Source organism: Streptomyces sp. NPDC003379 (assembly GCF_053589195.1).
In genome coordinates this window covers 180,117-203,257 of the sequence record NZ_JBSFRK010000008.1, presented here as the reverse complement: position 1 = coordinate 203,257, position 23,141 = coordinate 180,117, and the positions used below count along the sequence as shown (strand labels likewise).

General features: G+C 74.8%; 4 protein-coding genes. All 4 read left to right on the top strand.

The window, feature by feature from the left end; all coding sequences use genetic code 11:
• The first annotated feature begins 137 nt into the window (after window positions 1–137).
• The 4 genes from ACWDVB_RS10435 (at window position 138) to ACWDVB_RS10420 (ending at window position 22,831) form a co-directional block, all read left to right on the top strand.
• The gene (locus ACWDVB_RS10435; protein ID WP_451514307.1) at window positions 138–20,423 is read left to right on the top strand and encodes a non-ribosomal peptide synthase/polyketide synthase; all 20,286 of its coding nucleotides are present in this window, start codon (window positions 138–140) and stop codon (window positions 20,421–20,423) included.
• A 142-nt stretch (window positions 20,424–20,565) separates the two neighbouring features.
• Window positions 20,566–20,769, top strand: a complete 204-nt coding sequence (locus ACWDVB_RS10430) for an MbtH family protein (RefSeq protein WP_451514308.1) — start codon at window positions 20,566–20,568, stop codon at window positions 20,767–20,769.
• A gap of 131 nt (window positions 20,770–20,900) precedes the next feature.
• Window positions 20,901–21,575 (top strand): GNAT family N-acetyltransferase, encoded by a 675-nt coding sequence (locus tag ACWDVB_RS10425; protein ID WP_451514309.1) that lies wholly within the window; start codon window positions 20,901–20,903, stop codon window positions 21,573–21,575.
• Window positions 21,572–22,831: an MFS transporter gene (locus tag ACWDVB_RS10420; RefSeq protein ID WP_451514310.1), complete on the top strand. Its 1,260-nt coding sequence runs from the start codon at window positions 21,572–21,574 to the stop codon at window positions 22,829–22,831. Before ACWDVB_RS10425 ends, ACWDVB_RS10420 begins: the two co-directional genes overlap by 4 nt.
• Window positions 22,832–23,141 lie beyond the last annotated feature (310 nt).

Here is a 23,141-nt window from a genome sequence, read left to right as displayed (position 1 = left end):
CCTCGTCCAACTCCTCGTCCAACCCCTCTTCGGACCCCGCCGACTCCGCACGGCCCTCTCAGCCCTCTCAGCCCTCTCAGCCCTCCCGTCCCTCCCGTCCCTCCCGGCGGGACCGTGCCGAGGCCCTGCCTCAGGAAATGCGGGAGGCGCTGCGGCGGCGGCTCGCGGGCCGGGCGGCCGGAGGTGTCGCCCCGGCCGCCCGGCAGGGCATCCCGCGGGCCGACCGGGAGCGCCCGCTGCCGCTGTCCTTCGCGCAGCAGCGGCTGTGGTTCCTGGACCAGCTGCGGCCCGGCGACGCCCGCTACAACAGCGCGGTCGCCCTCCGCCTCACCGGCGCGCCGGACCAGGAGGCCCTTGCCGCGGCCCTGACCGCCGTCGTGGCCCGGCACGAGGCGCTGCGCACCACCTTCGAGGAGACCGACGGCCGCCCGGTGCAGCGCGTCCACCCGGCGGGCCCGGTACCACTGCCGGTCCGGGACACCGGCGACCTGGACAAGGACCTCCTGTCCGAGTACTCCCGGCCCTTCGACCTGTGCGACGGCCCGCTGCTGCGCGCCCTGCTGCTGCGCGAGTCCGCGACCTCCCACGTCCTGGTGCTGACGGCCCATCACATCGTCACGGACGGCTGGTCGATGGGCATCCTCCTGGACGAGCTGTGCACCGCCTACGACGCCCTCGCGCAGGGCGCCGCGCCCACCCTGCCGCCGGTGGCCACGCAGTACCCGGACTTCGCGGTGTGGCAGCGCGGCCGGCTCTCGGGCACCCGCCTCGAAGGCGAACTCGCCCACTGGCGGGAGCGGCTGGCCGGGGCGGTGGCGCCCGAGCTGCCCCTGGACCGGCCGCGGCGCGGCGAGGAGGCGGGCGAGGGTGCCGTGAGCGCCTTCGCCGTTCCGGCCTCCCTGACCGCGCGCCTGCGCGACCTCGCACGAGAGCAGCACACCACCCTGCACACCGCCCTGGTCGCCGCCGCCCAGGCACTCCTTGCCCGCTGGTCCGGCCAGGACGACATCACCGTCGGCTCCCTCACGCCCGGCCGCTCCCGCACCGACCTGGAACGGACCGTCGGGTTCTTCGTGAACACCGTCGTGCTGCGCACCCCGGTGGACGCGTCCGGGTCCTTCCGCGAACTCCTCGCACGGGCGGCCGAGACGGTGGGTGACGCCTTCGCCCACGGCGACACCCCGTTCGAGCGGATCGTGGAGGCGGTGGGCGCGCCCCGCGAGGCCGGGCGCAACCCGCTGTTCGACGTGCTGGTCCTGCTGCACCCCGACCCGCCCGCCGCGACCGCCCCGCGCGGCCTGGCCGCCACCCCGGTCACCGTGCCCCGGCAGGCGGCCACCTTCGACCTGAGCATCGAGTTCGTACCGGACGGGGACGGCCTGACCGGCGTCCTTGAGTACCGCACCGACCTGTTCGACGCGGCCACGGCCGAGCGGATGACCGGACAGCTCATACGCCTCCTTGAGGGCGCCTGTGCCGCGCCGGACCGGGCGCTGGGCAGCCTGCCCCTGCTGTCCGATGAGCAGACCCGGCGCCTCGTCCACGACTGGAACCCCGCCCCGCTCCCCGTCACGGACACCACCCACCCCGAGCTGTTCGAACGCCGGGCGGCCCAGGCCCCCGACGCCCTCGCGCTCGTCGCGGGCGGCGAACGGCTGGACTACGCCACGCTCAACGCCCGCGCCAACCGGCTCGCCCACCACCTCATCGCCCGCGGCGCCGGACCCGAACGCCTGGTCGCACTGCGGCTGCCGCGCACCGCCGACATGATCGTCGCGATCCTCGCCGTCTGGAAGTCCGGCGCGGGCTATCTCCCGCTGGACCCGGCCCTGCCCGAGGAGCGGGTCCGGTTCCTGCTGGACGACGCCCGCCCGGCCCTGGTCCTTGACGAACCGGCCCTGCGCGCCGTGCCCACGACCGCCCCCGACACCGACCCCACCGACGCCGACCGGCGCACCCCACTGGTCGCGGACAACACCGCGTACGTCATCTACACCTCCGGTTCCACCGGCCGCCCCAAGGGCGTGACCGTCACCCACCGCGCGGCGGCGCACCTCCTGGCCGCCCACCGGGACGGCTTCGTCGCCGAGGCGGGCGGCGGCCCGCTGCGGGCCGCGCTCACCGCCTCCTTCTCCTTCGACACCTCCCTCGAAGGCGTGCTCCTGATGGCCGACGGCCACCCGCTGCACCTGGTCGACGAGAGCACCCGGATGGACCCGGCCGCGCTGGTCGAGTACGTCGTCGAGCACCGCATCGACTTCCTCGACGTCACCCCGTCCTACCTGCGGCAACTGCTGCCCGCCGGACTGCTCACCGACCCCCGGCACCGCCCCCGCGTCCTCATGCTCGGCGGCGAGGCGGTCGGCCCCGCGCTCTGGCGCGAGCTGGCCGCCCACCCGGACGTGGCCGCCCACAACTTCTACGGCCCCACCGAGTGCACGGTCGACGCGCTGTCCTGCCGTATCGACGGCGGTGACCGCCCACTGGTGGGCCGCCCCCTGCCCGGAGTACGGGCCTACGTCCTGGACGACCGACTCCGGCCGGTGCCGCCCGGTGTCGGCGGCGAGCTGTACCTCGCGGGCGGACAGCTCGCCCGCGGCTACGCCGGGCGGCCGGGCCTGACCGCGGCCCGCTTCCTGCCCGATCCGTTCGGCGGACCGGGGGAGCGGATGTACCGCACCGGCGACCTGGCCCGCTGGACCGCCGACGGCCGCCTGGACTACCTCGGGCGCGCGGACGACCAGGTCAAGGTGCGCGGCCACCGCGTCGAGCCCGGCGAGATCGAGGCCGCGCTGCTCGCGCTGCCCGCCGTCGCCGCCGCCGCGGTCGTCGCCGTGCCCGACCCGCACGGCCACAACCGTCTCGCCGCCTACGTCGTCCCCGCACCCGGCGCGCCCCGGCCCGCCCCCGCCGACCTGCGCACAGCCCTGCGCGAAGTGCTGCCCGACGCGCTGGTGCCGTCCTCCTTCACCTCGCTGGACGCACTGCCGCTGACCACCAGCGGCAAGCTGGACCGCCGCGCCCTGCCGACGCCGGAGAACACCTCGGAGGAACGGGAGTTCGTAGCCCCACGCACCCCCGGCGAGGAAACCCTCGCCGGAATCTGGGCCGAGGTGCTCGGGGTGGCCAGGGTGGGTGTCACGGACAACTTCTTCGAGCTGGGCGGCGACTCGATCCTGAGCATCCAGGCCGTCTCCCGCGCCCGCGCCGCGGGCCTGCACATCGGCTCGCAGGACGTCTTCCGCCACCAGACGGTCGCCGACCTCGCCGCCGCCGCGTCCAGCCGCACCACCGCCGTGCCCGCGCCCCGCCGCCCGCACGAGGACGGGCCCGCCCCGCTTACCCCCGTCCAGGAGTGGTTCTTCGCCACGCACGGGCCGCTGCGGCACTTCGCCATGTCGATGCTGCTCGACCTCCCGTACGACCTCGACGAACGGGCCCTGGACCGGGCGCTGCACGCCGTGGTGGCCCGCCACCCGGCCCTGCGCACCCGCTTCACCCGCACTGACGGCACCGACGGCACCGACGGCACCGACGGCACCGACGGCACCGACGGTGCCTGGCGGCAGCACCCCGGCACCGGTCCGGCGACCGGACTGCTCGCCCGCCACGCGCCCACGACCCCGCCCGCCGAGGCCGCGGAAGCGGCCCGCGCGGCCCTGGACCCGGCGACCGGCGCCCTGCTGCGCGCGGCCCTGCTGCCCGGCGGCGAACGGCCCCAACTCTTCCTCACCGCCCACCACCTGGCGGTCGACAGCGTCTCCTGGCGCGTCCTGCTCGCCGACCTGGAGCAGGCCTACCGGCAGGCCGCGGCCGGTGAGGAACCCCGGCCGGAGCCCGAGCACACCCCGTTCGCCGACTGGGCACGGACCCTCACCGAACGGGTCCGGGCAGGCGACCTCGACGACGACCTGCCCCACTGGACGCAGGAGGTGGCGGGGCCGCGCACCCCGCTCCCCGTCGACCTGCCCGGCACTCCGCTCGCCGGGTCCGTGCGCACCGTCAGCACGCGAGTGGACCGGGACACCACCGAGGCATTGCTGCGGCGGGTGCCGGGCGCGTACCGCACCCAGGTCAACGACGTGCTGCTGAGCGCGCTTGGCCGGGTGCTCGCCGACTGGACCGGCGCCGACCGGGTGACTGTCGCCCTGGAGGGCCACGGCCGGGAGGAGGAACTGGACGAGGGCGCCGACCTGTCCCGCACGGTCGGCTGGTTCACCACCCAGTACCCGGTCACCCTGACCCCGGCAGGCCCGGACGACTGGGACCACTGGGGAACCACCCTCAAGTCCGTCAAGGAACGGCTGCGCGCCGTCTCCCGCCGCGGCCTGGGCTACCAGGCGCTCGGCCACCTCGGCTCGCCCCGGCCCGAGGCCCGCGCACTCGGTCAACTGCCGCTGCCCGACGTGTGCTTCACCTACCACGGGCAGTGGGAGGCGTCCGCCGGAGGCGACTTCGCGCCCGTCGCCGACGTACCCGGCCGGGACATGGACCCCGACGCGCCGCTGGACCACCTCCTCGACGTGTCCGCCCTGGTGACCGACGGCCAACTGGAGATCACCTGGCACTACAGCGACCAGGTCCACCGCGAGGACACCGTCCAGGACCTGGCCGCGGGCATGGTGGGGGCGCTCACCGCCATCGCCGAGCACTGCGCCCGTCCCGGCGCGGGCGGACGTACGCCCTCCGACTTCCCGCTGGCCCGCCTCGACCAGGCCGGTGTGGACCGGCTCGCCGGTGACGGCGGGGACATCGAGGACCTGCTGCCGCTCACCCCGCTCCAGGAAGGCATGCTCTTCCACCGGCTGGTCGGCGGAGAAGACGACGTGTACGTGGACCAGGCCGCGCTGCTCCTTGAGGGCGTGAGCGACCCCGACGCCCTCGCCCTGGCCTGGCAGCGGGTCACCGACCGCACTCCCGCCCTGCGCACCTCGGTGGTGTGGGAGGGCGTCCCCGTGCCGCTCCAGGTCGTGCACCGACGGGTCGAGGTCCCCGTCGTCCAGTTGGACTGGCGCGAGCTGGACGCGGCGGAGCGGGCCGAGCGCCTTGACCGGCTGCGCGCCGATGACCTCGCCCGCGGCCTCGACCTCGGCACGGCACCCCTGATGCGGCTCACCCTAGTCCGGCTCCCCGACGCCCGGCTGCACCTGCTGTGGACCTCCCACCACCTGATCCTGGACGGCTGGAGCCTCGCCCAGGTACTCACCGACGTGTCCGAGGAGTACGCGGCGCTCACCACCGGTGCCGAGCCCCGGCCACCGGCACGTCGGCCGTTCGGCGACTACGTACGCTGGCTGGCCGACCGGGACACCGAGACCACCGACGCCCACTGGCGGACCGTCCTCGACGGGTTCGCCACCCCCACCCCCCTGCCCGTTGACCGCGTCCGGCGCCCCGGCCACGAGACCCGGTCCGCCGACGTGCACACGTGCGCGCTGTCCGACGAGGTCTCCACCCGCCTCGCCCACACCGCCCGGACGGCCGGGCTCACCCTCGGCACGGTGGTGCAGGGCGCCTGGGCGCTGCTGCTGTCCCGCTACAGCGCCGAACCGGACGTGCTGTTCGGGACCACCGTCTCCGGACGGCCCGACGACCTGCCCGGCGCCGAGTCGATGGTGGGCATGTTCATCAACACCCTGCCCACCCGCGTCCGCGTGGACGGCGGCCGCACGGCCGCCGCCTGGCTCAGGGACCTCCAGGAGGAACAGGCGCAGGCACGGCGGTTCGCGGCGGTCTCCCTCGCCGAACTGACCTCGCTGAGCGACGTACCGGCGGGCAGCCCCCTCTTCGACAGCATGGTGGCCTTTGAGAACTACCCCTTCGACGAGGCGCGTTCGGCCACGACCGGGATACGCCTGACCGACGTCTCCTCCCGGGACGCCACCAACTTCCCGCTGGTGCTGCGCGCCTACCAGGGAGAGCGGTTCGGCTTCGACCTCGCCTACGACCCGGAGCTGTTCGACGCCACGACCGTACGCGCCCTCGGTGACCGGCTCTGCCTGCTGCTCGCGGAGCTGGCCGACGACCCGGACCGGCCCGTGCGCTCCCTCGCCTGGACCACCGCCGAGGAACGGCGGCGGATGCTCGTCGACTGGAACGGCACCGAGGAGGGCAGGCCCGCCGACACGCTGGACGCCCTGTTCGCCGCCCAGGCCGCCCGCACTCCCGACGCCGAGGCGCTCACCTGCGGTGACGAGCGGCTCGACTACGCCACCCTGGACGCACGGGCGAACCGTCTCGCCCACCGCCTCGCCGAACTCGGCGCCGGACCCGAGGCGTTCGTCGCCCTCGCGCTGCCCCGCTCCGCCGACCTCGTCGTGGCCGTCCTCGCCGTCCTCAAGACGGGCGCCGCCTACCTGCCCATCGACCCCCGGCTGCCCGCGGAGCGCGTCCGGCAGCTGCTCGCCGACGCCGGGCCGGTCGCTCTGGTCACCACCCGGCAGATCGCCGCGGCCGGCCCGGACGTATCCCGTCTGCTCCTCGACGACCCGGAGGTGTGCGCCGACCTGGCCCGCCGCCCGGCCGACGGCCCGGCCGGGCGCGCGCTGCCCGAGAGCCCCGCCTACGCCATCTACACCTCCGGCTCCACCGGCCGCCCCAAGGGCGTGGTCGTCCCGCACGCCAACGTGGTCCGGCTGTTCACCCGCACCCGGCACTGGTTCGGCTTCGGAGCCGACGACGTGTGGACGCTGTTCCACTCGTACGCCTTCGACTTCTCGGTATGGGAGCTGTGGGGTCCGCTGCTGTACGGCGGCAGGCTCGTGATCGTCCCCGAGGACACCGCCCGCTCCCCGGAGGACTTCCTGCGCCTGCTCGCCGACGAGCAGGTCACCGTCCTCAACCAGACGCCGTCCGCGTTCTACCCGCTGATCCGGGCGGACGCCGAACTCCCCGCCGTCGGCGACCGCCTGGCACTGCGCACGGTCATCTTCGGCGGCGAGGCACTGGACGTGGGCAGGCTCGCCGACTGGTACGCCCGCCACCCGGACACCGCGCCCCGTCTGGTGAACATGTACGGCATCACCGAGACCACCGTGCACGTCACCTACGCGGGCCTCGACAGCGGCCTGGCCGCCCGCCCCGGCGCCGCCGCGAGCCCCATCGGCACCGGCATCCCCGACCTGCGGCTCTACGTCCTCGACGGCACGCTCCAGCCGGTACCGCCGGGCGCCGTGGGTGAACTGTTCGTGGCCGGTGAGGGCCTGGCGCGCGGCTACCTGAACCGGCCCGGACTGACCGCGACCCGCTTCCTCGCCGACCCCTTCGGCCGACCGGGCACCCGCATGTACCGCACCGGGGACCGGGCCCGTCGGCGGGCCGACGGCACCCTGGAGTACCTGGGCCGCGCCGACCAGCAGGTCAAGATCCGCGGCTACCGCATCGAACCCGGCGAGATCGAGGCCGCCCTGCACGGCCACCCCGGCGTCGGCGAGGCCGCCGTCGGCGTGTACGAGGACACCGCCGGGACGCGACGGCTTGTCGCCCACGTCGTCGGCACAGGCAGCGGAACAGGAAGCGGCAGCGGCACAGGCGCAGGCGCAGGCAGCGGCACCGGAACAGGCACCGGCACCGGAACAGGCACACGCACCGGCACCGGAACAGGCAGCGGAACAGGCACGGACACACACACCGGCAGCGGCACACGCACCGGAACCGGCACCGGGGAGCGCGCCGCGCCGCCGCCCGCCGCCGAGCTCCGCGCGTACCTCGAAGGGCTGCTGCCCGCGCACATGGTGCCGGCGGCCTACGTGCCGATGGCCGCGCTGCCGCTCACCGCCAACGGCAAGCTCGACCGCCGTGCCCTGCCCGCGCCAGGACCCGACGGCTTCGCCGCCGACGGCCCGCGGACCCCGCCGCGCACCCCGGCCGAACGGCTCGTCGCCGCCGCCTGGACGGACGTACTGGACACCGGCGAGGTCGGCGCGGACGACGACTTCTTCGCCCTCGGCGGCGACTCCATCCTCGCCGTCCGCGTCACCTCCCGGCTGCGCGCCGCCTTCGGCACGGATGTCTCGCCCCGCATGCTGTTCACCCACTCCACGCTCCGCGACCTCGCCGCCGCCCTGGGCGAACCGGGCGGCGCGGACACCGCCGACGTCATCCCGGCCACCGCCCCGGACACCCCGGCACCCCTGTCGTACTCCCAGCAACGCCTGTGGTTCCTCGACCGGTTCGAGCCGGGCAGCACGGAGTTCACGACCTTGTCCGTGCTGCGGCTGCGCGGTCCGCTGGACCATGCCGTCCTGCGCGCCGCCCTGGACGGCCTGGTCGCCCGGCACGAAGCGCTGCGCACCACGTTCGCCGAGCACGACGGCCAGGCCCGGCAGATCGTCCACCCGCCCCGGCCCGTGGACCTGCCGGTCCTTGACCTCCCGGACGACGCCGCCTTGGACGGTCTCGTGGAGCAGGTCGCCGCCACCCCCTTCGACCTGGCCGTCGGCCCCCTGCTGCGGGCACACCTGGCCCGGTCCGCCCCCGACGAGCACGTCCTCGTCCTGGCCGTACACCACATCGTCACCGACGGCTGGTCCATCGGCGTACTGGGCCGGGACCTGGGCGAGCTGTACGCGGCCGCCCTTGAGGACCGCCGACCGGAGCTGCCCGCGCTGCCCGTCCGCTACAGCGACTACGCGGCCTGGCAGCGTTCCCGCGCCGACCGTGCCGAGGACGAACTCGACTACTGGCGCCGGGCTTTGGACGGTGTGAGCCCGCTGGAGCTGCCCACCGACCGGCCGCGCCCGGCCGTCCGCACCCGCGACGGCGCCCTGGTGACCTTCACCCTGCCCGCCGCGCTCACCGAGCGGCTGCGCGCACGGGCACGGGAGGCCGACGCCACTCTCTACATGACCTTGGTGACGGCCTGTCAGACGCTGCTCGCCCGGTGGGCGGGCCAGGACGACGTCACCGTCGGCACCGTCACCGCGGGCCGCGAGCGGTCCGAACTGCATGATCTGGTCGGCATGTTCGTCAACACGCTGGTGCTGCGCGCCCGGATCCGCCCCGGGGTGCCCTTCCGGGAGCTGCTCGCCGAGGTGCGCGACACCGCTCTGGAGGCGTTCGCCCACCAGGAGGTGCCCTTCGAGCGCGTGGTGGACGCCCTCCAGCCCGAACGGGACACCAGCCGCACCCCGCTGTTCCAGGTCATGGTCGCCCTGCACAACCTCGGCGCCGAACCGCTCCGACTGCCCGGCCTGACGGCGGAGCCGGTGACTCCGCCGGTGCGTGTCGCCACGTACGACCTCGCCTTCGACTTCGTGGAAGGCGACGACGGGCTCACCGGCCACCTGGAGTACAACACCGGTCTTTTCGACACCGACACCGCCGAACGCCTCGCCACCCGGCTGCGCATCCTGCTGGAGGCCATCGCCGCGGACCCCGGGCAGAGCGCCGACCGGCTGCCGCTGATGACCGACGACGAGCGGCACCACGTACTGCGCCACGGGAAGGGCATCCGCCTGCCCGAGCCGGACACCACCTTCCCCGCCCTGTTCGAGGCGCAGGCCGCCCGCACACCGGAGCACACCGCCCTGGTCGCCCGCGACACCACGCTGGACCTCGCCGCGCTGAACCAGCGCGCCAACCGGCTCGCCCACCACCTCATCGCCCAGGGCGCGGGACCCGAGGACGTGGTCGCCGTCCGGCTGCCGCGCACCTCCGACCTGATGGTGGCGGTGCTCGCCGTCCTCAAGGCGGGCGCCACCCTGCTCTGCCTGGACTCCGCACTCCCCACCGAACGGCAGGACTTCCTCCTCGCCGACGCCCGCCCGCACACCCTGCTGACCGGCCTCGACGCGGTGCCCTGGGACCGGCTCCCCGCCCACGACCCGACCGACACCGACCGCGTCCGGCCCCTGCTGCCCGAGAACACCGCCTACATCATCTACACCTCGGGCTCCACCGGCCGCCCCAAGGGCGTCACCGTCGAACACCGCAACCTGGTCAACCTCTGCCACGACCACCGCGCGAACCTGCTCGCCCCGCACGCCACCGACGGACGGCGGCTGCGGGCCGCGCTCAGCGCCTCCTTCTCCTTCGACACCTCCTGGGAGGGACCGCTGCTCCTCGCCCTCGGCCACGAGGTCCACCTGATCGACGAGGACGTACGCCTGGACCCGCAGGCGTTCTGCGCCCAGGTCGCCGAACACCGCCTCGACCTGGTCAACGTCACCCCGTCCTACCTGCGCGAACTCACCGCCGCCGGACTGCTCGCCGCCGACCGCCACCACCCGCGCCTGCTGCTCGTCGGCGGCGAGGCCGTCACCGCGGGCGACTGGCGCGACCTCGTGCGCGCCGAACAGGACCTGGGCGTGGCGGTGTACAACATGTACGGGCCCACCGAGACCACCGTCGACGCCGTCTACGGCCGCTGCGCCGACCAGCCGCACCGCCCGGTCATCGGCCGCCCCGGCGGCAACCTGCGCGCCTACGTCCTCGACGCCGCCCTGTGCCCGGTGCCGCCCGGCACGCCCGGCGAGCTGTACCTGGCCGGGGCGCAGGTGGCCCGCGGCTATCTGAACCGGCCCGGCCTCACCGCCGCCCACTTCCTCGCCGACCCGTTCGGGGCGCCCGGCGAGCGGATGTACCGCACCGGCGACCGGGCCCGCTGGGACCGGGACGGACTCCTGGACTTCCTCGGCCGGGCGGACGAGCAGGTCAAGATCCGCGGGTTCCGCATCGAACCCGGCGAGGTGGAGGCCGCCCTCCTGGACCACCCGGACATCGCCGACGCCGCCGTCACCGCCCGCGAGAACGCGGGCCGCCTCATGCTCGTCGGCTACGTCGTGCCCGCCGCCGACCGCGTCCCGTCCGCGGACGCCCTGCGCCTCGCGCTGCGCCGCACCCTGCCCGACCACATGGTGCCCGCGGCGTTCGTCCCGCTGGCCCGCATCCCGCGCACCACCAGCGGCAAGACCGACCGGCGCGCCCTGCCCGCCCCGCCCGCACAGCCCGACAGCGACACGCCCTACGTCGCTCCCCGCGCCGGTACGGAAGAACGTCTGGCCGCGATCTGGGCGCAGGTGCTCGGCGTCCAACGTGTCGGCGCCCGCGACAACTTCTTCGCGCTCGGTGGCGACTCCATCCTGAGCATCCAGATCGTCTCCCGCGCCCGGCAGGCCGGACTCGCCCTCACCACCAAGGACGTCTTCCGCCACCAGACGGTCGCCGAACTCGCCCTGTGCGTACGGGAGTCCGCCCCGAAGCAGGGTGCCGCCGAGGAACCGGCTGAGGCGCCGCTCACCCCGATCCAGCACTGGTACCTGGACGGCCGCGAATCCGGGCAGCCGCTCCGGTTCACCATGACCCAGCGCCTCGAACTCGCCCCGGACGCCACAGGACCCACGCTCCAGGCTGCCACCGACGCCCTCGTACGCCACCACGCCGCCCTGCGCACGCGGTTCCGCCGCACCGCCGACGGCTGGCGCCAGGACGTCCTGTGCGAGGCGCCGGACGGCGTCTTCACCCGGCACGACGCGGCAGGCCTGGACGACACGGCACTGGAGGGCGAGGTGCAGAGGCTGACGGACGAGGCGCAGACCGCCCTCGACCCCGCCCACGGGCGGGTCGTCCGCGTGCTGTTCTTCGACCGCGGTCCGGGACGGCGTGGACAACTGGTCATCACCGCCCACCACTTGGTCATCGACGGCGTCTCCTGGCGCATCCTGCTCGCGGACCTGGAGACCGCCCAGCGGGCGGTGGCGCTCGGCCGACCCGTGGAACTGCCCCCGACCGGCACGTCCTACGGCCGCTGGGCCACCCGCCTCGACCGGCACACCCGCTCCGGCGCACTCGACGCCGACCTGCCGTACTGGACCCGCACCGGCACGGCACCGGCCGCCCTGCCCGCGGGCCGCCCCGGCCCGAACACCCACGGCAGCGCCGCCACCCTCACCGTCACCCTGGACGCGCGGACCACCGAAGCCCTGCTGCGCGAGGTGCCGCAGGCCTACCGCACCCAGGTCAACGACGTCCTGCTCAGCGCCCTCGGCCGCACCCTGGCCCGCTGGTGCGGACGCGACACCGTTCTGCTCGGCGTAGAGGGTCACGGCCGGGAGGACCTGTTCGCGGACGTGGACCTGTCGCGGACCGTCGGCTGGTTCACCGCCGAGTTCCCGCTCGCCCTGCGCGTCGCCCCGGACGACGGCTGGCACGACACCCTCCGCTCGGTGAAGGAGCAACTGCGCGCGGTGCCGCTGCACGGCCTGAGCCACGGCGCCCTGCGTCACCTCGTGCCCGACAGTCCGCTCGCCGCGGCCCCCGCCCCGCAGGTCGGCTTCAACTACCACGGCCAATGGGACGCGGGCACCGCCGGTGGCCTGCTGCGCGGCGCCCTGCCCCCGGCCGGACGGGACACCGACCCGGACACACCCCGGCCCTACCTCCTGGACATCACCGGCGTGGTCCAGGACGGGCAGCTCGAACTCGGCTGGACCTACCCCGCCGCCGTCTACGACCGGACCACCGTCCAGCAGCTCGCACAGGACACGCTCGCGGCCCTGCGGGAGATCGTGGCGCACTGCGCCCGCCCCGAGACGGGCGGCCGCACCCCCTCCGACTTCCCCCTCACCGGCCTCGGCCAGGAGCAGCTGGACCGGCTCCTGGGCGACAGCCGGCACGTCGAGGACGTCCTGCCGCTCACTCCGCTCCAGTCCGGCATGCTCTTCCACGGCCTCGTGGACACCGAGCACGCCTACTTCGACCGCACGGCCGTACGACTGTCCGGCGTGGCCGACCCCGAGGCCTTCGCCGCCGCCTGGCAGCAGGTCGCCGACCGCACCCCGGCGCTGCGCACCAGCGTCCACTGGCACGGCCTGCCGCACCCGGTCCAGGTGGTCCACCGCCACGCGGAACTGCCCGTACGCCACCTCGACTGGCGTACGCTCACACCCGCCGAGCGCACCGAGGCCACCGAGCGGCTGCTCGCCGAGGACCGTGCCGCAGGCATGGACCTCGGCACGGCGCCACTCACCCGGCTCACTCTGGCCGCCCTGCCCGGCGACGAGGTACTCCTTGTGTGGTCCACCCACCACATCGTCCTCGACGGCTGGAGCACCGGGCAGCTGCTCACCGAGGTCTGCGAACGCTACGCCGCGCTCACCGGTGGCCCGGACCAGGCACCCCCGGTACGGCGGCCCTTCGCGGACTTCCTGCACTGGCTGCGGGAGCAGGACGAGACGGCGGCGGAGCGGCACTGGGCCGACGCCCTCGCCGGGTTCACCGCCCGGACCCCGCTGCCGTACGACCGTACGCCCGCCGAGGCCCACCGCGCCCGTTCCGCCGCGGCCGTCCACCATGAGCTGGACGACGGGGTCTCACGGCGGCTGCGGGAGAGTGCCGCCCGCGCCGGACTCACCGTGAACACGGTGGTGGAGGGCGCCTGGGCGCTGCTCCTCGCCCGCTCCGGCGGACGCGACGACGTGGTCTTCGGCACCACCGTCTCCGGCCGCCCGGCCGAACTGCCCGGCGTCGAAGGCATGATCGGCATGTTCATCAACACGGTGCCGACCCGGGTCCGTATACCCACCGGGCCGGTGCTGCCGTGGCTGCGCGACCTCCAGGAACGGCAGAGCGACGCCCGCCGCTTCGACTTCCTCGCCCTGCCCCGCATCCAGGCCGTGAGCGAAGTCCCGTCCGGCGAGGCGCTGTTCGACAGCATGGTGGTGTTCGAGAACTACCCCGTGGACGAGTCGGCGACGGCCCGCACCGGGGTCCGGGTCGAGGAGGTCCGCGCCGACGACGCCACCACCTTCCCCTGGTGCCTCCGCGCCCACCTGGCCGAACGGCTCGGCTTCGACCTGGCCTACGACCCGGACCTCTTCGACACCGCCACCGCGGAGCGCGCAGCGGACCGGCTGGCCGGACTGCTCACCGCCCTCGCCGACGGGTTCGACACCGACCTGAACGACCTGGACATGCTCGCTCCGGCCGACCGCGAGCTGCTGGCCGCCTGGAACACCACCGCCCGCCGGACCGCGCCCCGCAGCCCCGTCGACCTGTTCACCGCGCAGGCCCGGCGCACCCCGGACGCGCCCGCGATCCACGACGGCGAACGCCGCCTGACCTACTCGCAACTGCTCTCCTGGGCCCACTCACTGGCCGACCGACTGCGGGCCTCCGGAGTGGCCCCCGAGGACCGAGTGGCGCTGCTCCTCGACCGCTCCGCCGAACTGGTCGTCGCCCAGCTCGCGGTGCTCCTGGCCGGTGGCGCCTACGTCCCCGTGGACACCCGCGCCCCCGAGGAGCGCCGCCACACCTTGCTCGCCCAGGCGGGCGCGACCCTCCGACTCACCGCCACAGAGGTGGCGGCGGCCCGCACCGGGACCCCGAAGACGTTCGCACAGCCCGCCGCGGCGGAGCCGCTGACCTCCGCGGACCCCGACCGGCCGACGCACGGCACGGGAGCCGCGCAGAAGTCGGCGCCGTCCGTCCAGCCCGGCCCGGCGGCGACCGGGGCGCCGGACGCGGACCGGTCGGCGTACGACATCGGGACCACGGACAGTCGGACGCCGCCCGCACAGTCCGCCGCGGCGGAGCCGCCGACCTCCGCGGACCCCGATCAACTGGCGTACGTGATGTTCACCTCCGGCTCCACCGGGCTGCCCAAAGCGGTCGCCGTGCGGCACCGTGACGTGGCGGCGCTGGCCACCGACAGCCGGTTCACCAGCGGGGTGTGCGACCGTGTGCTGCTGCACTCGCCGGTGGCGTTCGACGCCGCCACCTTCGAGGTGTGGGCACCGCTCCTCAACGGCGGCTGCGTGGTCGTGGCTCCGGGCGGCGGCGTCGTCGCGGCCTCGCTGCGGCGGATCGCCGCCGACGGCGGGCTGACCGCGCTGTGGCTGACCGCCGGACTGTTCCGGCTGCTCGCACAGGACGCGCCCGACTGCTTCCGCGGCCTCGCGCAACTGTGGACCGGCGGTGACGTCGTACCGGCGCAGGCCGTGCGCCGGGTGCTTGACGCCTGCCCCGGCCTGACCGTCGTGGACGGCTACGGACCCACCGAGACCACCACCTTCGCGACCTCCTTCGCCCTCTCCGACCCGGCGGCGGTGCCCGGCACGATCCCCATCGGGCGGCCACTGGACGACATGCGGGCGCTGGTCCTCGACGCCCGGCTGCGGCCCGTACCGCCGGGCTGCCCGGGAGAGCTGTTCCTGGCGGGTGAGGGCGTCGCCCGGGGTTACCTGGGCCGCCCAGGCGACACCGCCGCCCGCTTCCTCGCCGACCCGCTCGGTCCTCCCGGCGCCCGCATGTACCGCACGGGCGACCTGGCGCGGCGGCGCCCGGACGGCACCGTCGAGTTCCTCGGGCGCGCCGACGACCAGGTGAAGATCCGGGGCTTCCGGGTGGAGCCCGGCGAGGTCGAGGCCGCGCTCGCCGCCCACCCGGACGTCGTCGACGTGGCCGTCCTGGCCCGCGAGGACCGCCCCGGCGCCAAGCGGCTCGTCGCCTACGTCGTCGGACCGGCGGGCCAGGGCGGCGAGGAACTGCGGGCGTTCGCCGCCCGCGCCCTGCCCGACTACCTCGTGCCCACCACCGTCGTCCCGCTCGCCGCGCTGCCGCTCAGCCGCAACGGCAAGGTCGACCGGGCCGCCCTGCCCGCGCCGGACGCCGTGCCGGGCCGCGAGCGGGTCGAGCCCCGCACCGAGGCCGAGCGCCGCACGGCGGACCTCTTCGGCGAGGTGCTCGGCAGTGAACCGCCCGGCGCGGAGGACAACTTCTTCCAGCTCGGCGGCGACTCGATCCTCAGCATCCGGCTCGCCTCCCGCCTCGCCGAGTCCTTCGACACCGACGTCACACCGCGCGCGGTCTTCTCCCACCCGACCCCGGCCGCCCTGGCCCGCCTGCTCGGCGACCGGCGGGACCCCGGCCGCCCGGGCCTCGTCCCGGTCGCCCGCGACGCGGTCGCGCCGATGTCACACGCCCAGCAACGCCTGTGGTTCCTGCACGAGTTCGAGCCCGACGGCGCCGAGTACGTCACCACGCTCGCCCTGCGCCTGCGCGGCACCCTGGACAGCGACGCGCTGCGCACCGCCCTCGGCGCCGTGGTGGCCCGGCACGAGTCACTGCGTACGACCTTCGACAGCGTCGACGGACACGGCATCCAGCGCGTCCACCCGCCCCACGACGTGCCCCTGCCCGTGCACGACCTGTCCCGGCTCGGTGTGGGGGAGCGGGAACCGGCCGTGCGCGGCCTGCTCGCCGAGGAACGCGTCCGCCCCTTCGACCTGCGCGAGGGCCCGCTGCTGCGCGCCGGTCTGTTCCGGCTCGCCGAGCACGACCACGTACTCGCCCTCACCCTGCACCACATCGTCACCGACGGCTGGTCCACCTCCGTCCTGCTCGGCGACCTCGCGCACTTCTACCGCGCCGAACTCGGCGCTACAGGCAGCCACTTGGCGCCGCTGCCGGTGCAGTACGCCGACTACGCCCACTGGCAGCGCACCACCGGAGCCACCGAGGCCGCAGAGCACCTCGCCTACTGGAAGGAGCAACTCGCCGACACCGCACCGCTGGAGCTGCCCACCGACCGGCCCCGGCCACCGGTGCGCACCAGTACCGGCGCGACCACCCGGCTCGTGGTGCCCGCCCGGACCGCCCGACGGCTCACCCGGCTCGCCCGGGACCACGGCACCACCCTGTTCACCACGCTCGTGGCCGCCGCCCAGAGCTACCTCGCCCGGCTCTCCGGCGCCGAGGACATCACCGTCGGCACCGTCAACGCCGGCCGCGACCGGCCCGAGACGCAGGCCCTCGTCGGCTTCTTCGTCAACACCCTGGTGCTGCGCTCCCGGGCCGAGGCGGACCGGCCGTTCACCGCGTTCCTCGGCGACGTACGGCAGACCGTCCAGGACGCCTTCGCCCACCAGGACGTACCGTTCGAACGGGTCGTCGACGAGGTGCAGCCCGTCCGCGACACCAGCCGCAGCCCGCTCTTCCAGGTCATGGTCGTCCTCCAGAACACCCCGGCCGTCGCCCTCGACCTGCCCGGCCTGGACGTCGCCGACGTCGAACCGGACTCGGAGCATGCCGCGTTCGACCTCACCCTGGAGTTCGCCGAGACCGACTCCGGCGACCTGCACGCCCTGCTCACCTACAACACCGACCTGTTCGACGCGGACACGGCCGAACGGATGGCGGCACAGCTCGGCACGCTGCTGCACGCCGTCGCCGAGGACCCCCGCCGCCCGCTCGGCGCGCTGCCGCTGGCCTCCGACGACGAGCGGGAGAACCTGTTGGAGCAGGGCCGGGGCACCTTCCGCCCGGTGCCCGAGGCCACCCTGCCCGCCCTGTTCGAACGGCAGGCGGTACGCACCCCGGGCGCCGTGGCGCTGATAGACGGCGACCGGGAGCTGACCTACGCCGACGTGGAGCGGGCCGCCAACCGGCTGGCCCACCGGCTCGTCCGGGACGGCGTCGGACCCGAGCGCGTGGTGGCCCTCGCACTGCCGCGCTCGGCGGCGGCCGTGGTGGCGCAGCTCGCCGTCGCCAAGGCGGGCGGGGCCTTCCTGCCCGTGGACCCCGAATACCCGCCGCAGCGACGGGAGTTCATGGTTCGGGACGCGGGCGCCCACCTGGTCCTCGACGACCCGTCCGAGGTGTGGTCCACCGAGGGGCCGGACACGGCGCTCACGGACGCCGACCGCACCACCGCGCTCACTCCCGCCCACTCCGCCTACGTCATCTACACCTCCGGCTCCACCGGCACGCCCAAGGGCGTCGTGGTCACCCACCGGGGCCTCGCCTCCTTCACCGCGGCGGCCGCCGAACAGTACGCGGCGGGCCCCGGCGACCGGGTGCTCCAGTTCGCCTCCCCGAGCTTCGACGCGTCCGTCCTCGAACTGTGCGTCTCCCTGCTCAGCGGAGCCGCGCTGGTGACGGGCGAGGAAGGGCCACTGGTCGGGGAGCGGCTGGCGGAGGTGCTCGCCGAACGGCGCGTCAGCCATACGCTGATCCCGCCGGCGGCGCTGGCCACACTCCCGCCGGAGACCGCCTCCGCCCTGCCCCACCTGCGCACCCTCATCGTCGGCGCCGAGGCCTGCCCGGCCGACCTGGTCGACACCTGGGCCCCGGGCCGCCGCATGGTCAACTCCTACGGCCCCACCGAGGCCACCGTGGTCGCCACCTGGACCGGTCCGCTGACCCCGGGCACCGGCACCCCGACCATCGGCCGCCCCTCGGGCGCCACTCGCGTATACGTGCTCGACGCCGCCCTGCGCCCCGTACCGCCCGGCGTGACCGGCGAGCTGTACATCGCCGGGCCCGGCCTCGCCCGTGGCTACCTGGGCCGGCCGCGGCTCACCGCCCAGCGGTTCCTGCCCGACCCGTTCGACGCGCCGGGGGAGCGGATGTACCGCACCGGCGACCTGGTCCGCTGGACCGCCGACGGGCGGCTGCGGTTCGCGGGCCGCGCCGACGACCAGGTCAAACTGCGCGGCTTCCGGATCGAGCCCGGGGAGATCGAGAGCGCGCTGCGGCGCAGCCCGCTGGTGCGGGACGCGGCCGTGGTCGTCCGCGCGGGGGACGGGCCCGGCGCACCGGCCCGGCTCGTCGCCTACGTCGTACCGGCACAGCCGCCCACCACCACACCCGCCACCCCTCCCGGCCACCCCGAACCGACGGGAACCGGCTCCTCGGGAACCGAACCGTCCGGGTCCGCGCTGCCCGTCGGGGAGCTGAGGCTGCATCTGGCCGGGACGCTGCCCCCGCACATGGTGCCGTCGGTCTTCGTCACCCTCGACCGGCTGCCGCTCACCCCGAACGGCAAGACCGACCGGCGGGCGCTGCCCGCACCCGGGCCCGCCCAGGCCGCGGAAGGCCCGCGGACCGCGCCGCGCAACGACACCGAACGCCGTATCGCCCGTATCTGGGCCGATGTGCTCGGCATCGCGGAGGTCGGCGCCGACGACAACTTCTTCGCGCTCGGCGGCGACTCCATCCTGAGCATGCAGGTCGTCTCCCGGATGCGCCGCGACGGACTGCACGTGGCGACCCGGGACCTGTTCACGCACCAGAGTGTCGCCGAACTGGCCACCGTGGTCCGCACCGCGCCCCGGCGCTCCGCCGACGGCCCGGTGACCGGCGAGGTACCGCTCACCCCGATCCAGGAGTGGTTCCTCACCACACCCCGCGCCGCCCACCACCACTTCAACCAGTCGGCGCTCCTTGAACTCGACGGCCGCCCCGACCCGCGGGCGCTGCGCGCCGCACTCGACGCCCTCCTTGAGCACCACGACGCCCTGCGCATGCGCTTCACCCGGGACGAGCACGGCTGGCGGCAGTTCAACCCGCCGCACGCCACCTCCGACGACGACATCCTCGTACGTCACGACCTGACGGGTCTGTCCGCCGAGGACGCCGACGCGGCGATGGCGAAGGCCGCCGACGATCTCCACGCGAGCTTCGACCTGGCCCACGGCCCGCACCTGCGGGCGGCCCTGTTCACCGGGGACCCGGACCGGCCCGCGTACCTCCTCCTCGTCGCCCACCACCTCGTGGTGGACGCCGTCTCCTGGCGCATCCTGCGCGACGACCTGGAGACCGCCTACCGGCAGGCCCTCCAGGGCGATCCGGTCGCGTTGGGCGAGCGCGGCACGAGCTTCCGCGCATGGTCCCGGCGCCTGGCCGAACACGTCGCCGAGGGCGGCCTCGACCACGAACTGCCGCACTGGGAGCAGACGGCGGGCGCCGAGCCCGCCCCGACGGACCCGGACCCGGCAGCCGGGTCAGGACCGGCCGCCACGGTGAGCGTGGAACTCGACGAGGACGACACCACGGCCCTGCTGCGCTCCGCGCCCACCGCCTACCGCACCCGGGTCAACGACGTACTGCTCACCGCGCTCGCCCTGGCACTGGCCCGCTGGACCGGCCACGACCGGGTCCGCCTGGACCTGGAGGGCCACGGCAGGGAGGACCTGCTCGACGACGTCGACCTCTCGCGCACCGTCGGCTGGTTCACCACGGTCTATCCGGTCGCCATCCAGGTGCCCGACCCCGGCGGTCTCGGCCCGGACCGCGACTGGCGGTCCCTGGTGAAGTCGGTCCGCCGCCAGTTGCGCGCCGTGCCCGGCAACGGCATCGGTTACGGCGCCCTGCGCACCTTCGGCCCGCCCGAGGCCCGCGAACGCCTCGGCGACCGGGCCCACAGCCAGGTGGTGTTCAACTACCTCGGCCAGTGGGACGCACGCCCCGAGACGGCGGACGGCGGCCTGGTCCGCGCCGAACACGGCTCCTTCGGACAGGACCACGACCCGCGGGATCCCGGCTCGCACCCGGTGGAGGTGGTGGGCGCCGTGCAGCACGGCCGGCTCGCCTTCACCTGGCACCACCGGCCGGGCCTCCACGACACGGCGAGCGTGCGCCGGGCGGCCGAGGACTTCGCCGAGGCCCTGCGCCACCTCGCCCGGCACGCCCGGGGAGGCAGGTGACAACACCCCGGCCCCGCCAGGCCCCGTCCCGGCGGACCGCCCGGCACGGCCCTCGCGCACCCCGCGCCCCGACCACCCACCCCTCGACTACTCATCGATCAGCCGAACCGGACGACGAAACCGGACGACGAAAGAGGACGACATGGACGAGAACACCCGCTACCAGGTGCTGCGCAACGACGAGGAGCAGTACTCGCTCTGGCCCGCCGACATCGAGGTGCCCGCGGGCTGGCAGCCCGTCGGGAAGGAGGGCACCGAGGCAGAGTGCTCCGCCTACGTCGACGAGGTCTGGACCGACATGCGGCCCAGGAGCCTGCGCGAGCGTATGGAGAACGCCGGGGCCTGACCGGCCCGCGCACCCGCACGCCGGGCCGGCCGCACCGAGCCGGCCCGGCGCCCCGCCCCCACGCGTCGCCGTTCCGGCGCCCCACCGCCCTCGGCCCACCACCGCACGGCATCGCCCCCGAGGAGCCCGTCATGACCCCCGTCCTGCGCACCGAACGCCTGGACTTCCTCCCGTACCGACCCGACCACGAGGACCACTTCGTCGCGCTGCTGCGGGACGCGGAGGTGTGCCGCTGGATGGGCCAGGAGCTCGTACCAGAACCACAGCTGCGTGAGGTGTTCCGCACCATCCTCACCGACGTCTACCCCCGGCACCGGTTCGACGTGTGGGGCCTGTGGCTGGCGGACGCCTACATCGGGCACGCCGAGGTGAAGCGCACCGGCAACGTCGACGGCCATGAACTCGTCACCGCGCTCGCCCCCGCGTACTGGGGGCACGGGCTGGGCGGCGAGGCCGTACGCGGCCTGCTCCGCCACGCCGCCGACAACCTGGGGCTCAGCGAGGCGTACGGCATGGTCGGCGCCGAGAACACCGCAAGCCTCGCCCTCTGCCGCCGCATGGGGTTCCGCCACGTCCGGGATGTCGTCGCGGACGACGGCTCCGTCACGAAGATGATGGTCATCCCGGTGACGGACCCGAGCGAGACGGCACCCACCGCTGGGAACCCAGAACCCGAGAACGCGCGGAGTGCCGGGGATACGGACGACGCGGAGCCGGTCCCGGGCGGGGCGGCAGGCGCGGGCGTGACCGGCGCGGATGGTGGGGCCGGAGCGGCCGGGACCGCGTTCGCCGGGGACTCGCTGTGAGTAGGCCGTCCGTCGGCAAGGGCACCGCCGGGACGGCGGACGGCGGTCGGTCGCCGGGGCTGTGGCGCAACCGCGACTTCAACCTGCTGTGGTCCGGGCAGTGCCTGTCCGACCTCGGCGGCGCCATGGTGGAACTGGCGCTGCCGCTGCTGGTGCTCCAGCAGACCGGGTCCCCGGCGCAGGCCGGGCTCGTCGGCACCGCCGGACTCGTCACCACCCTGGTGTGCCGGCTGCCGGCGGGTGTCCTCGCCGACCGCCTCGACCGGCGCCGCCTGATGATCACCTGCGATGTGCTGCGGCTCGTCGGGTACGCGCTGCTCGGCTGGGCAGTGGCGGCGGGCGCCGCGAGCCTGCCGGTGATCGTCGCGGTGGTGATCGCCACCGCCGCCGCCACGGCCGTCTTCAGCACCGCGGAGCACGCCTCGGTGCGCAGCCTGGTCCGCCCCGACCAGCTCACCGCCGCCGTCGCCCGCAACGAGGCGCGCACGTACGCCGTTTCGCTGACCGGTCCGCCGTTGGGCGGCCTGCTGTTCGGGCTCGGCCGCGCCCTGCCCTTCCTCGGCAACGCGCTGAGCCACCTGCTCTCCCTCGTGGCCGTCGCCTGTATCCGGCGGCCTCTTCAGGAGGCCCGGCGGGAGGCGGCCCCGCCCGCCGCCGTCTCCGCGGCGCAGGGCCTGCGCTTCCTCCTCGGACATCCCTTCCTGCGTGCCCTGTTGGTGATCGCCGCGCCGCTGAACATGGCCTTCACCGGCATGATCTTCGCGATGACGCTCGCCCTGCTCGACGCGGGCGTCCCCCCGGCCCTGGTCGGTCTCGCCGGCACGATCTTCGCGCTGGGCGGCTTCCTCGGCGCTCTCGTGGCCCCCGCGCTGCAGCGGCGGTTGCGGCTGCCCGTCCTGATGAGGCTGCTGTGCTGGACGACCGCCGCGCTGATGGCGGTGAGCACGCTGCTGGCGGGCAGTGTGCTGGCCGCCATACCGTTGGCCGCCGCTGTGTTCCTCGGGCCCACGGCGAACGCGGCGCTCTTCGCCCACCAGGCCGCCGTCACACCGGACCACCTGCAAGGCCGCGTGGTCAGTGGCGTACTGCTCGCCGCAGGTTCCGCCGCCGCGCTCGCCCCCGCCCTGGCCGGTGCCCTCCTGGCCCGCTTCAGCCCGGCACCGGCCATGCTGGTCTTCCCCGCCCTGGTGGCCGTCGCCGCGGTGACGGCCACTCGCAGCAAGGGCATCCGCGACATGTCCGTCCAGGTCTGTTGAACGAGCCGTGGTGCTCGGAAACGGGCATGCCCGTTTCCGCAAAGGCCGGGTAGTCGCCACCCGATACGACCAACGCGCCGCCCGCGCATGACCAGTCATGCGGTTACGGCACTCACAGACTCCGCCATAACGCTGCACCGTTTCGCCCCAGTGAGCGAAGTCGAAGTGTTCGGCAGGGGATCTGGTACGGGCCAGGCCAGGCGACGTATCGCGGGCACTGCGCCAATCCGGCGGGCAATGCTGCCGCTGTGCCGTGTCCACGCGTGGCTGCGTATACTGCCCGGCTCACGACGTCGGCATTTGACACCTC